Origin of the sequence: Mesorhizobium sp. M9A.F.Ca.ET.002.03.1.2 (assembly GCF_003952365.1) — a bacterium.
Lineage (GTDB): Bacteria > Pseudomonadota > Alphaproteobacteria > Rhizobiales > Rhizobiaceae > Mesorhizobium.
Map to the genome: position 1 here is coordinate 4753085 of NZ_CP034443.1, position 11726 is coordinate 4764810.

The window sequence follows — 11726 nt, forward strand, 5'->3', positions numbered from 1 at the left end:
TCCCCCGGATATGCCCCTAGGCCGAAAACACTGTGCGGCCCGCCACCATCGTTTGCAAGACCTTGCCTTGCAGCCGCGCGCCTTCGAAACATGTGTTTTTCGAACGCGAACGGATGCCGCTTTCGCTGACGATCCATGGCTCGTCGAGATCGACCAGCGCAAGATCGGCTGCGGCACCCGGCTTCAGCGTGCCGCCGGGCAGACCGAACAGCCTTGCCGGTGCGGTGGACAAGGTCTCGACCAGCCTGAGCAGTGTCACATCGCCATTGTGATAGAGCCGCAGTGCCGCGCCCAGCAGCGTTTCCAGCCCGATGGCGCCGGCCGCGGCGTCGGCGAAGGGCAGGCGCTTGGTGTCGACGTCCTGCGGATCGTGCGAGGAGACGATGATATCGATCGTGCCGTCCTTGACCGCCTCGATCACCGCCAGCCGGTCCTCCTCGGCGCGCAGCGGCGGCGTCAGCCTGAAGAAGGTGCGATATTCGCCGACATCGTTCTCGTTGAGCGACAGATTGTGGATCGACACGCCTGATGTGACATTCGCGCCGTCGGCTTTTGCCCGCGTCACGGCATTGGCTGCCATCGCCGTCGAGATCTTGGCCGCGTGGTAGGCGCCGCCGGTCAGCCGCGCCAGCGCCAGGTCGCGCTCCAGCGGGATGGATTCGGCCTCGCGCGGAATGCCGGCAAGGCCGAGCCAGCTTGCATAGAGGCCTTCGTTCATCACGCCTGAAGATGCGAGGTCGGCGTCCTGGGTTTCATGCGCGATCACGCCGCCGAAATCGCGCGCATAGGTCAGCGCGCGGCGCATCACCAGTGCGCTTGATATGGTGTGCCGCCCGTCTGTGAAGGCGACCGCGCCGGCCTCGCGCAGCAGGCCGAATTCGGTCATCTCGCGACCATCGAGACCCTTGGTGATCGCCGCCGCCGGAAATATGTTGACGATGGCCGTGTCCTTGGCGGTGCGCAGCACGAACTCGACCAGCGCGACATTGTCGATCACCGGGTCGGTGTCGGGCATCATGACGATGGAGGTGACGCCGCCGGCAGCCGCCGCCACGCTGGCTGAGGCGATGGTTTCGCGGTGCTCGCCGCCGGGTTCGCCGATGAAGACGCGCGCATCGATCAGGCCGGGGATAACAGCCTTGCCGGCGCCATCGATGATCATGGCGCCTTCCGGAGCGCCCTGGTTCAAGGCCGCCTTGCCGGCAGCGACGATCTTCCTGCCCTCGACGATGACCGCGCCGACCTCGTCGATCCCGCGCGACGGATCGATGATGCGGGCGCGCTCGAAGACCGTCGTGCTCATGCGCCGCGGCCCTCATGGTTGCGACGGGGGTCGAGCAGCGCTTCCATCACCGCCATGCGCACGGCGACACCCATTTCCACCTGTTCCTGGATGACGCTCTGCGGACCGTCGGCGATTTCCGAGGCGATTTCGACACCACGGTTCATCGGGCCGGGATGCATGACAAGCGCGTCATCCTTGGCCGCCTTCAGCTTCTCGGCATCGAGGCCGAAATAGCGGAAATATTCACGCACCGAAGGCACGAAGGCGCCTTCCATCCGCTCGCGCTGCAGCCGCAGCATCATCACCACGTCCGCGTCCTTGAGACCCTCGGCCATCGAGCGGGAGACGATCACGCCCATTTTCTCGATGCCGGCGGGCAGGAGCGTCGACGGCGCCACGACGCGAACCTGGGCGCCAAGCGCGTTGAGCAGCATGATGTTGGAGCGCGCCACGCGCGAATGCAGAATGTCGCCGCAGATCGCCACGATCAGCTTCGACAGCGGACCCTTGGCTCGGCGGATGGTCAGCGCGTCGAGCAGCGCCTGCGTCGGGTGCTCATGGGCGCCGTCGCCGGCATTGATCACCGAGCAGCCGACCTTTTGCGCCAGCAGTGCCGCGGCACCCGCCGATTGGTGGCGGATGATCAGGATGTCGGGGCGCATGGCGTTCAGCGTCATCGCGGTATCGATCAGCGTCTCGCCCTTCTTCACCGAAGAGCTTGCCACCGACATGTTCATGACGTCGGCGCCGAGCCGCTTTCCGGCAAGCTCGAACGACGACTGCGTGCGGGTCGAGGCCTCGTAGAAGAGATTGATCTGGGTGCGGCCGCGCAGCGTCGACGTCTTCTTCTCCGACTGCCGCGAGATGGCGACCGCCTGATCGGCCTTGTCCAGCAAAAGCTCGATATCGGCGGGGGAAAGATCGCGGATGCCCAGAAGATGGCTGTGGGGATACAGTGGCAGGGACGAAGCGTCGGTCATCACAAGGGGCTGCTATAGGGTGGAGGACCTTTGGCTGCAAGCACCAGCTTTGGATTGCCGCCTTTCTCCCCGGTATTTTCGTCGCGCGCGCAGCAACGCTTGGGTTATAAACCGCTGATGGCTTCGGATTCGTGGCCTTGTGATGATAAGGACGATGCGTGACCGACGACGTGACGAACCAGCCGCCGCCGCTGGCAGGCGGCAACGCCTGGCGGGGCGATCCGTTGCTGATCCAGCTTGCCGAGCGTTTTTCCGATCCGGTGCGCAAGGATCTCGATGGGCTGGGCCGTTTCGTGCTGACGCAGGAGGCGCAGGAGCTGGCCCGCCTCGCCAATGTCGAGACGTCGAAGCTCAGGACGCATGACCGGCAGGGCAGGCGCATCGATCTGGTCGAGTTCCATCCCGCCTATCATGCGCTGATGCGCCGCTCGGTGGCGAATGGGCTGCATTCGTCGGTCTGGGAAAACGGCGACGCCGAGATCGGCCGCCGTCATCAAGTGCGCGCCGCCCGTTTCTATCTGACGGCCGAGCTCGAAACCGGGCATCTCTGTCCCATCACCATGACCAGCGCATCGCTGGCGGCGCTGATGGCCAACCCAAAACTGTTTCGCGAATGGGCGCCGCGTGTGACAACACGCAAATACGACCAGAGCCAGAAGCCGCCGGTCGAAAAAACCGGGCTGACGCTCGGCATGGGCATGACCGAGAAGCAGGGCGGCACCGATGTCCGCGCCAACGTCACCAAGGCCGAGCGCGTCGGCAGCGGCTTCTATCGGCTGACCGGCCACAAATGGTTCATGTCGGCGCCGATGTCGGATGCGTTCTTGGTGCTTGGACAAGTGCCGGAGGGGCTTTCGTGCTTTCTCGTTCCCCGCATTCTCGGCGATGGCTCGGGCAACGGCTTCCGCTTTCAGCGGCTGAAGGACAAGCTCGGCAACCGTTCCAACGCCTCGTCCGAAGTGGAGTTCGTCAACGCCATCGGCGAGATGGTCGGCGAGCCGGGGGCGGGCGTGAAGACGATCATGGACATGGTGACGCTGACCCGGCTCGACTGCGCGATCGCCTCGTCGGCGATCATGCGTGCCGGGCTGGCCGAGGCCGTCCACCACACCCGCCATCGCCAGGTGTTCGGAACCAATCTGGTCGAACAGCCGCTGATGCAGCGCGTGCTGGCCGACATGGCGCTCGACGTCGCCGCTGCCACCGCGCTGTCGTTCCGGCTGGCGCGTTCCTTCGACGAGGCGGCCAGTGACCGTGGCGAGGCGGCTTTCGCTCGCGCCATGACGCCGGTCGTCAAATACTGGGTCTGCAAGATCGCGCCGCCGCTGCTCTACGAGGCGATGGAGTGTCTCGGCGGTAACGGCTATGTCGAGGAGGCGCCGCTCGCGCGCTACTATCGCGAAGCTCCGGTCAATGCGATCTGGGAGGGGTCCGGCAACGTCATGGCGCTTGACGTGCTGCGCGTGCTGGGGCGTGCACCCAGCCTGTTCGAGGAGGTGCTGGCCGGCATCGATCGCGACCTCGGCGACGGCGGGCGCGGCACCGTCGGCGTGCTCAAGGCGGCAATGCAGGTCGCGGCAACCGACGAGGGCTCGGCCCGTCTGCTCACCGAGCAACTGGCACTGTCGGCGGCGGCGGCGGAACTGCGCAGGCTGGGGGCAGGGCGGATCGCCGACGCCTTCGTCGAGACGCGCCTCGCCGGCCAGTGGCGCAACACCTACGGCATGCTCGATTCGCGCCATGACGCGCGCATGATCATCGACACGCTCTATCCGCCGACTAACTGAGCTGCCGACAGCAGTGCAGCCGGGACGGTCGCGAAGGACAAAAGCGTCTGCAGCGTCGTTACCGTGGCATAAAGCTCGGCGTCGCCGCCCATCTGCTTGGCCAGCACATAGCCGTTCATGGCGGTCGGCACGGCGCCGCACAGGACGAGAAACAACAATTCCTCGCCAGTGATGCCAAGCGAGAGGGAAACGGCCAACAGCAGCGCCGGAAAAATCACCAGTTTGACCGCGACCGGGACGAGGATGGCCGTCTTGGGCTTGACCAGGCTGTCGAGCCTCAGGCCCGCACCTATGCCGACGAGACCAAGCCCGAGCGCGGCCTGGCCGATCAACTGAAGCGTCTTGTTGACCGGCGCAAAAAGTTCGAAGGGCAGCGCGCGAAGCAGAAGACCGCCGGCAGCCGCGATCACCATTGGATTGGTCGCCATGCGGCGGATCAGCGTCAGCCAGTTGGCCGTCCTGTCGGCAAAGCGTGTGACCACGAAAACCGTCACAAGATTGATTGGCAGGATGATGATCGCCATCGCCAGAGCGACGACAGCCATGCCGGCGGGCGGAAACAGTTTTTGGGCAATGGCCAGCGCCATGAAACCGTTCCAGCGGATCGACGTTTGGAAAATCGACGAGAATTCCGCTGCACCGGCAAGACCGGCCTTGCGCAGAAACGGCCACAGCGACAGCACGAATATGAACATCAGCGGCAAGGTGATTGCCAGTGCCAGCATCATGCTATCCAGCCGCAGGCCGGCGAAATCGGCGTTTACGATCGTCACGAAGATCAGTGTCGGATAAAAGAACCAATAGCCCAGCTGGTTGATGCCGTCCCAGCCGGCCAGATCGACCACGTTGACGCGCCGAAGAATGTTCCCGCACAGGATAAGCAGGAAGATCGGTAGAATGCTTTCGAACGTGGCTTGCATGGAGGCGTCTCGGAGGGAGACCGTGCCATAGCAGGCATTGCCGGCGTGTAAAGCGCCACGACCGGCGCTACCGTGTGCCTGTGGATGGCCGTTAACCTTAACAAATGGTTTCCGTTGCGGCGGCGGGCCGCAAAGCCCACTGTCCTGTCTACCGAAGCAGGAACGCCATGCGGTACATACTGAGCTCCTTTCTGGCCTTGCACTGGGCGGTCGTTTTCGCCCTGCTGGCGTTCATCTGCATCGATGGAAATCGTGGCGTTGCGGCAGCGCTTGGCGTGCTCGGCGTCGCCGTGCAGAACACCCGCTTCGTCGACCTCGAAAACGCGATCGTCGTGGCGCCGCTTGCCGTAGCGCTGCTTGTCGTCGCGGTGCTGTTCTGCTGGGCCTTAATCGAAACGCTGACCAGCGACCCGGCAAATCCGGATGACAGCGTCACACGGATCGCCTTCATCTGCGCCTCCGGCGTGCTGTCGCTAATCGTTGTCGGCGGCGCCGCGCAAGGCGTCAACGGGCTGTTCATGGCTGTCGCGGTGCAACTGGCGGCACTGCTGGCTTCCTATGTCGCGATGCTCGCGGAGCGGCGGCCGGCCTTTGCCGCAGCGGTTCCGGACATGGGCGAAACCCGTGCCGCCGCGCATGTGATGGCGAAGGCGGCGGCGCACAACTCGTCGCTCTCGCGCATTTCCGGCCGGCCGGACACAAACTTGAGGGATGGCCGCTGATGCGCATCTTGCTCGCGCTGTGGGCGGCTCCGCTCGCTCTATTCTGGGGCTGGTTCTTTCTGTCGCTCAACAACATCAATTTCGGCTATGTCATGCTGAGCCGTCAATTGCATGACCTCGTCTTCCAGCTCTATGGGGATATGCTTGGCGTTGATCCCGCGCTCATTCCCGGCATGGTGGCAAAGGCCTGCATCCTCGATAGTCTGCTGCTCCTGGCATTTTGGGCGTTTCGCCGCCGCCGGGTGATCGGCCGCTGGATCAGGATAATGCGCGACCGCTATTTCGACCAGGCATCGACGCCGAGCGCCTGAAGCCGGTCGAGAACGCCCTGCAAAATAAAGGCCGCCGCGGCCGAATCGATCTTGCCGGCGCGTTTGCGGCGCGAAAAATCCATCTCGATCAACGTCCGCTCGGCCGCTACCGTCGATAGCCGCTCGTCCCACAAAACGAAGGGCAGGTCAGTCACACCAGCCATGTTGCGAGCGAAAGCGCGGGATTTCTGGGCGCGCGGGCCTTCCGATCCGTCCATGTTGACCGGCAGGCCGAGCACCACGGCGCCGGCATTCTCTTTCTGCAGCAAGGCAAGCAGCGCTGCGGCATCCAGCGAGAATTTCCTGCGCATGATGACGGGGCGCGGATGGGCGAAGGCAAAGCCCCGGTCGGAAACCGCGACGCCAATCGTCTTGTCGCCGAGGTCGAGCCCGGCCAGCGTCTTGCCGCCGCCGAGCCGCGCCGGCAGCTCTTCGATTGTGATGATGCTCAAACGGCTTTCCTTCGACTGCACCCCGCAAAGGACGCTGCGGCACTTTAATTTTGCTGCCGGCGTTCTATCCTTTGCCGCAGCATAAATCGAGGAAGGCATTCATGAAACTGACCTGGTACGGACATTCCGCATTCCGCATCGAAACCGCTGATGCGAAAATCCTCATCGATCCCTATCTGGTTGGCAACCCGTCGTGGACGGGCGGCTGGGAAGGACCGGCGGAAGGGGTCACTCATGTCCTTTTGACCCACGGCCATAGCGATCACATCAGCGGTGCGCTCGAAGTCCTTGGGAAAAGCGGCGCCATGCTGGTCGCCAATTTCGAGGTCTGCATGTACCTGGTCGGCAAGGGCGCCAGCGACAAGAAGATCAATCCCGGCAATATCGGCGGCACGGTCGATTGCGGCGGTTTCACCACCACCTTCGTCCAGGCACTGCATTCGTCGTCGTTCCCGGGTGACAATGGCCAGAACACCTATCTCGGCAATCCGGGCGGGCTCGTCCTGCATTTTTCGGAAGACAAGACGCTCTATCATATGGGCGACACCGACATCTTTTCCGACATGGCGCTGATCAACGAATTGCACGAGCCGAAGATCGGCATCGTGCCGGTCGGCGACCGCTTCACCATGGGTGGCGCGGTGGCAGCCCTTGCCTGCCGGCGCTTCTTTCAGTTCGAGACCGTCATCCCCAGTCACTTCGGCACGTTCCCGATCATTGATCAGACGGCCGACAAGTTCGTGGCGGGCTTGGAGGGTTCCGGCGTGAACGTGGCATTGCCGAAGATCGGCGAGACGATTAGTTTGTAGAAGACGCCAGGTAGAAGCCAGAATGGAATGAGAACATGATTTTGAGGGGCCTTCTTTGCATTTCCATTCTGGCTGTGGCCTCCCCGGCGCCCGCCGCGGACGACTTCATCGAGGGCGTCTATCTCGAGTCAGAGGACCTCTGTGCGCAGGCCAAGAAGGACACGCTGGATACGGTGATCGAGGCCGGCAACACCGTGCTGACGGCGCGTGGCCTGCAAAGCGTCGAATACGATTGCGAGTTCCTTCAAATCACCAAGGCAACGCTCTCGCCGAGCTGGGCAGTGACGGCCATATGTCAGGAGCCGGGCCACGTCTTTCCGGACGTCCTGTCCGTCACGCAATTGAGCCCGAAGGAGATCGATCTGGTATCGGTTCGGCCCGCGAACGACGAAAACGAGGCGAGCGGCAACGGCGGCAGCTATTTCCTCTGCGACGGCGTGGCCCTGCCATAGACCTTCTGGCCCGGTTCTTGGCATGATGCATGTTGCGCGGCACACGCCGCGCCGCTATAGCGCGGACTGGTTTTCCCGAGGCACAGATAAATATGTCCGTTGATGTCAAGACTGTGAAGCGCGTCGCGCATCTCGCCCGTATCGCGGTGAGCGAGCAGGATGCCGAGCGCATGACCGGCGAGTTGAACGCCATTCTTGGCTTTGTCGAGCAGTTGAACGAGGTCGACGTTTCCGACGTAGAGCCGATGACCTCGGTGATACCGATGGAGATGAAGAAGCGCCAGGATGTCGTCACCGACGGCAGCAAGGCCGCCGACATTGTCGCCAACGCACCGGCGACCGAAGAGAATTTCTTCCTCGTTCCGAAGGTCGTGGAGTAGCGGGCCGATGGCAATCGAGATCGCCATCGAGACACCGCTGCAGGACGATGTCCGCGGGCTGGTCGAGGAACTCAACGACACGCTGCTGGAATTGACGCCGCCGGAGCACTGTTACCACATGACCGTCGAGCAGATGGCCGACAAGGAAACGACTGTCTTCATCGCTCGCGACAATGGCCTTGCCATAGGCTGCGGCGCGCTGAAGCGTCACGATGGCGCCATTGGCGAGGTCAAGCGCATGTACACGCGGCCCTCGCATCGCGGCCGCAAGATCGGCGCGACGATCGTCGAGCGGGTCGAGGCGCTGGCGCGCAGCGAAGGGTTGAAGCGCCTGGTGCTGGAGACGGGCGACCGCCATCCGGCTGCGTGGACCGTTTATGAACGCGTCGGATTTTTGCGCTGTGGCCCGGTGCTGGACTATCCCGATTCCGAGTGGTCGGTGTTTTACGAAAAGAGCCTTGTCTGATGAGCGACCTGACCCACCTGACGATTTCGCAGGCCCGCGCCAAGCTGCGCGCCAAGGAAATCACGGCAACCGAGATCACCGAAGCTTACCTGTCGGCGATCGAGCGGGCCAATCCGGCGCTCAACGCCTATGTCGTCGTCACCGACGACAAGGCGCGCGACATGGCCAAGGCCTCGGAGGCGAAGCTGTCGAAGGGCGAGGGCGGATCGCTCGAAGGCATTCCGCTCGGGATCAAGGACCTGTTCGGCACCGAAGGCGTCCACACCCAGGCCTGCAGCCATGTGCTGGACGGGTTCAAGCCGCATTACGAATCGACCGTCACCGCCAATCTGTGGGCCGACGGCGCCATCATGCTCGGCAAGCTCAACATGGACGAGTTCGCCATGGGCTCGTCCAACGAGACCTCCTACTACGGCCCTGTCGTCAATCCGTGGCGGCGTTCGCGCGTGGACACGGTGGTGATGCCGACCACGCACCAGGGCGATGGCGGTTTCGTCTCGGCCGGCGGCGCCAGGATCGCGCGCACGCTGGACAACGCCCAGCTCGTGCCGGGCGGTTCGTCGGGCGGCTCGGCCTCCGCCGTTTCGGCGCTCCTGTGTGCCGGCGCTACCGCCACCGACACCGGCGGCTCGATCCGCCAGCCCGCCGCCTTCACCGGCACGGTCGGCATCAAGCCGACCTACGGCCGCTGCTCGCGCTGGGGCATCGTCGCCTTCGCCTCGTCGCTCGACCAGGCCGGACCGATAGCCCGCGATGTGCGTGATGCCGCGATCCTCTTGAAATCCATGGCGTCGGTCGATCCGAAGGACACCACCTCGGTCGACCGGCCGGTGCCGGACTACGAGGCGGCGATCGGCAAGCCGGTCAAGGGCATGAAGGTCGGCATCCCCAGGGAGTATCGCGTCGACGGCATGCCCGAGGAGATCGAGGCGCTGTGGCAGAAGGGCATTGCCTGGCTCAGAGATGCCGGTGCCGAGATCGTCGACATTTCGCTTCCGCATACCAAATACGCGCTGCCAGCCTATTACATCGTGGCGCCTGCCGAAGCCTCGTCGAACCTCGCTCGCTATGACGGCGTCCGCTACGGATTGCGCGCGCCGGGCAAGGACATCGTCGACATGTACGAGAAGACCCGCGCCGCTGGCTTCGGCCGCGAGGTAAAGCGCCGCATCATGATCGGCACCTACGTGCTCTCCGCCGGCTACTACGACGCCTACTATCTGCAGGCGCAGAAGGTTCGCAATCTCATCAAGCGGGATTTCGAAAATGCATTCGCGGCGGGCGTCGACGTCATCCTGACACCGGCGACACCGTCGGCGGCCTTCGGCATCGCCGACGAGGACATGGCCGCCGACCCGGTCAAGATGTACCTCAACGACATCTTCACGGTGACCGTGAACATGGCCGGGCTGCCAGGCATCGCCGTGCCCGCAGGGCTTGACGCCAAGGGCCTGCCGCTCGGCCTGCAGCTCATCGGCCGGCCCTTCGACGAGGAAACCCTGTTCCAGACCGCCCATGTCATCGAACAGGCGGCGGGTACGTTCCAGCCGGAAAAGTGGTGGTGGTAGTGTCGTCTCCCATCTGAAGGGGTGAGGGATGTTCTATTATCTTTCCAAGGTATTTTGGCTCCTCGTCCAGCCTCTGAATCTATCAATTATCCTGCTGTTGGCCGGGCTGCTTGCGGCAATGGTTGGCCGGCGGCGGCTGGCGGCCACCGGCAGCATGCTCGCCTTCCTGATTCTCGGGCTGTCGGCCTGGACCCCGCTTGGCGCAATGATTCTCAATCCGTTGGAAGAGCGCTTTCCGCGGCCGTTGCTGCCGGAAAAAGTTGACGGAATCGTCGTGCTCGGCGGTGGCCTGGAGGGCGCAGTCAATCTGGTGCGCGGCGGCTATGAGCTGAATGGAAGCGGCGATCGTTTCGTGGAAGCCGCGATCCTTGCGCGGCGCTTTCCGATGGCGAAGCTGGTCGTCTCCGGCGGCCCTAGCGGGCTGATGCTGGATGACGAGGGTGACGGGACGACGGCGCCGCGCCTGCTCATGGCCCTCGGCGTGACAGCCGACCGGCTGACACTAGAGAGCAAATCCCGCAACACCTATGAGAACGCCGTCTTCACCCGGGAACTGGTCACCCCGAAACCGGGCGAGACCTGGCTGCTGGTGACCTCGGCTTTTCACATGCCGCGCGCCAAGGGGCTGTTCGACAAGGCCGGCTTTCCAACGGTCCCGTGGCCGGTAGACTACCGAACCCCAGGCAAGGAGCGCATCGGCCTGTTCCGCGACGATCCTGTCGCTTCGCTGCAGACCACCACCATGGCGGTCCGTGAATGGATCGGGCTCGTCGCCTACTGGCTGTCGGGCCGCATAGACCGGCCGTTCCCCGAACCGGGTGTTGGCTCGGGCGGCTGACCGATCACGGCTTGCCGCGCTGCCGAGAAGAACTGGCGACGCACCAGAACCGCTAGCAACAGCAGCGTCGACAGCACGAACACCTTTGGGTCGACGAACCAGCCGAGATAGCCGATCGAGAAGAACACGCCGCGCAGGCCCGAATTGAAATGCTTTCCGGCCAGCATGTTCATGCGCGCCGCACGCCATACCGCCGTCTCGCTAACCGGGTTGCGTGAGGCTTCGCCATGCGGGATCGGGACCGCGCCGATCAGGATCGAGCAATAGTTGAACAGCCGATAGGCCCAGCCGAACTTGAAGAAGGAATAAGCAAGGATCAGCACCAATCCGAACACCTTCATCTGAAAGGCGGAGCGGGATGATGTCGCGCCGAGCGGCAGGTCGCTCAGCACCGAAAGAACCTGATCGGAGGCGCCGAGCAGGGCAAAACAGCCGCCGATCGCGATCAGCGAACTGGAGGCGAAGAAGGCGGTTCCCTGTTGAAGACCTGCCATGATGGCGGTGTCGACGATGCGGATCTCGCGTTCGGCCATGGTCCGCATCCAGGCTTCACGCTGGGCGTTCATGGCCGTCGTCAGCGACATGCGGCTGACCAGCTTTCCGTCGGAGGCGAGCGTATGCAGCACCCATACGAAGAGGAAGAAGGCCAGCGCCGCGAGGTCTGCCGTCGACAGATGGAAGGAATCGCCCATGCGACCCTTTTACCACAAGCCGTGGCGCCGCTTCGATGGCGGATGTCGCTGCCGGAGCAAACAA

The 11726-nt window shown here is 63.7% G+C and carries 14 protein-coding genes; 9 read left to right on the forward strand and 5 right to left on the reverse strand.

Annotation, left to right across the window (positions count from 1 at the left end; genetic code table 11):
- Positions 1 to 16 precede the first annotated feature (16 nt).
- On the reverse strand, positions 17 to 1303 hold the full coding sequence (locus EJ066_RS22915; RefSeq protein WP_126041946.1) for a dihydroorotase: 1287 nt from the start codon (positions 1301 to 1303) through the stop codon (positions 17 to 19).
- Entirely contained in the window at positions 1300 to 2265 is a 966-nt protein-coding gene (locus EJ066_RS22920) for an aspartate carbamoyltransferase catalytic subunit (RefSeq protein WP_126041948.1), read from the reverse strand. Before EJ066_RS22920 ends, EJ066_RS22915 begins: the two co-directional genes overlap by 4 nt.
- A gap of 158 nt (positions 2266 to 2423) precedes the next feature.
- Here EJ066_RS22920 and EJ066_RS22925 point away from each other — a divergent pair, with 158 nt between their 5' ends.
- A complete protein-coding gene (locus EJ066_RS22925; RefSeq protein WP_126041950.1) occupies positions 2424 to 4052 on the forward strand; it encodes a DNA alkylation response protein in 1629 nt (542 codons plus the stop codon).
- Here the strand turns inward: EJ066_RS22925 and EJ066_RS22930 are convergent.
- Entirely contained in the window at positions 4034 to 4972 is a 939-nt protein-coding gene (locus EJ066_RS22930) for an AEC family transporter (RefSeq protein WP_126041952.1), read from the reverse strand. The genes EJ066_RS22925 and EJ066_RS22930 overlap by 19 nt on opposite strands.
- Before the next feature lie 167 nt (positions 4973 to 5139).
- On the opposite strand from EJ066_RS22930, the gene EJ066_RS22935 reads away from it, so the two are divergent.
- Both EJ066_RS22935 and EJ066_RS22940 read left to right on the forward strand, forming a co-directional pair.
- On the forward strand, positions 5140 to 5694 hold the full coding sequence (locus tag EJ066_RS22935) for a hypothetical protein (protein ID WP_126041954.1): 555 nt from the start codon (positions 5140 to 5142) through the stop codon (positions 5692 to 5694).
- On the forward strand, positions 5694 to 6005 hold the full coding sequence (locus EJ066_RS22940) for a DUF6105 family protein (protein ID WP_126041956.1): 312 nt from the start codon (positions 5694 to 5696) through the stop codon (positions 6003 to 6005). The genes EJ066_RS22935 and EJ066_RS22940 overlap by 1 nt, the downstream gene beginning before the upstream one ends.
- On the opposite strand, the gene ruvX is transcribed toward EJ066_RS22940, so the two are convergent.
- Positions 5972 to 6457, reverse strand: coding sequence for a Holliday junction resolvase RuvX (gene ruvX, locus EJ066_RS22945; RefSeq protein ID WP_126041958.1), 486 nt, complete (start codon positions 6455 to 6457; stop codon positions 5972 to 5974). The two genes, EJ066_RS22940 and ruvX, sit on opposite strands and share 34 nt — an antisense overlap.
- Positions 6458 to 6558: 101 nt before the next feature.
- Between ruvX and EJ066_RS22950 the strand changes: the two genes are divergently transcribed.
- The 6 genes from EJ066_RS22950 to EJ066_RS22975 all read left to right on the forward strand — a co-directional run bounded on the left by EJ066_RS22950 (position 6559) and on the right by EJ066_RS22975 (position 10970).
- Complete coding sequence (locus EJ066_RS22950; protein WP_126041961.1) at positions 6559 to 7266, forward strand: metal-dependent hydrolase; 708 nt, start codon at positions 6559 to 6561, stop codon at positions 7264 to 7266.
- Between the two features lie 35 nt (positions 7267 to 7301).
- On the forward strand, positions 7302 to 7718 hold the full coding sequence (locus tag EJ066_RS22955; protein ID WP_126041963.1) for a hypothetical protein: 417 nt from the start codon (positions 7302 to 7304) through the stop codon (positions 7716 to 7718).
- A 92-nt stretch (positions 7719 to 7810) separates the two neighbouring features.
- Positions 7811 to 8098, forward strand: coding sequence for an Asp-tRNA(Asn)/Glu-tRNA(Gln) amidotransferase subunit GatC (gene gatC, locus EJ066_RS22960; RefSeq protein WP_126041965.1), 288 nt, complete (start codon positions 7811 to 7813; stop codon positions 8096 to 8098).
- Between the two features lie 7 nt (positions 8099 to 8105).
- On the forward strand, positions 8106 to 8564 hold the full coding sequence (locus EJ066_RS22965) for a GNAT family N-acetyltransferase (RefSeq protein WP_126041967.1): 459 nt from the start codon (positions 8106 to 8108) through the stop codon (positions 8562 to 8564).
- Positions 8564 to 10132: an amidase family protein gene (locus EJ066_RS22970; protein WP_126041969.1), complete on the forward strand. Its 1569-nt coding sequence runs from the start codon at positions 8564 to 8566 to the stop codon at positions 10130 to 10132. Before EJ066_RS22965 ends, EJ066_RS22970 begins: the two co-directional genes overlap by 1 nt.
- 28 nt (positions 10133 to 10160) lie before the next feature.
- Positions 10161 to 10970, forward strand: a complete 810-nt coding sequence (locus EJ066_RS22975; protein ID WP_126041971.1) for a YdcF family protein — start codon at positions 10161 to 10163, stop codon at positions 10968 to 10970.
- On the opposite strand, the gene EJ066_RS22980 is transcribed toward EJ066_RS22975, so the two are convergent.
- Positions 10907 to 11662 (reverse strand): DUF599 domain-containing protein, encoded by a 756-nt coding sequence (locus EJ066_RS22980; RefSeq protein ID WP_126041973.1) that lies wholly within the window; start codon positions 11660 to 11662, stop codon positions 10907 to 10909. The genes EJ066_RS22975 and EJ066_RS22980 overlap by 64 nt on opposite strands.
- Positions 11663 to 11726 lie beyond the last annotated feature (64 nt).

Coding starts and splice junctions, on each gene's coding strand:
- EJ066_RS22915 (WP_126041946.1), bottom strand. CDS start 1,303: ATGAGCACGACGGTCTTCGAGCGCGCCCGCATCATCGATCCGTCGCGC.
- EJ066_RS22920 (WP_126041948.1), bottom strand. CDS start 2,265: ATGACCGACGCTTCGTCCCTGCCACTGTATCCCCACAGCCATCTTCTG.
- EJ066_RS22930 (WP_126041952.1), bottom strand. CDS start 4,972: ATGCAAGCCACGTTCGAAAGCATTCTACCGATCTTCCTGCTTATCCTG.
- EJ066_RS22935 (WP_126041954.1), top strand. CDS start 5,140: ATGCGGTACATACTGAGCTCCTTTCTGGCCTTGCACTGGGCGGTCGTT.
- EJ066_RS22940 (WP_126041956.1), top strand. CDS start 5,694: ATGCGCATCTTGCTCGCGCTGTGGGCGGCTCCGCTCGCTCTATTCTGG.
- EJ066_RS22950 (WP_126041961.1), top strand. CDS start 6,559: ATGAAACTGACCTGGTACGGACATTCCGCATTCCGCATCGAAACCGCT.
- EJ066_RS22955 (WP_126041963.1), top strand. CDS start 7,302: ATGATTTTGAGGGGCCTTCTTTGCATTTCCATTCTGGCTGTGGCCTCC.
- gatC (WP_126041965.1), top strand. CDS start 7,811: ATGTCCGTTGATGTCAAGACTGTGAAGCGCGTCGCGCATCTCGCCCGT.
- EJ066_RS22965 (WP_126041967.1), top strand. CDS start 8,106: ATGGCAATCGAGATCGCCATCGAGACACCGCTGCAGGACGATGTCCGC.
- EJ066_RS22970 (WP_126041969.1), top strand. CDS start 8,564: ATGAGCGACCTGACCCACCTGACGATTTCGCAGGCCCGCGCCAAGCTG.
- EJ066_RS22975 (WP_126041971.1), top strand. CDS start 10,161: ATGTTCTATTATCTTTCCAAGGTATTTTGGCTCCTCGTCCAGCCTCTG.
- EJ066_RS22980 (WP_126041973.1), bottom strand. CDS start 11,662: ATGGGCGATTCCTTCCATCTGTCGACGGCAGACCTCGCGGCGCTGGCC.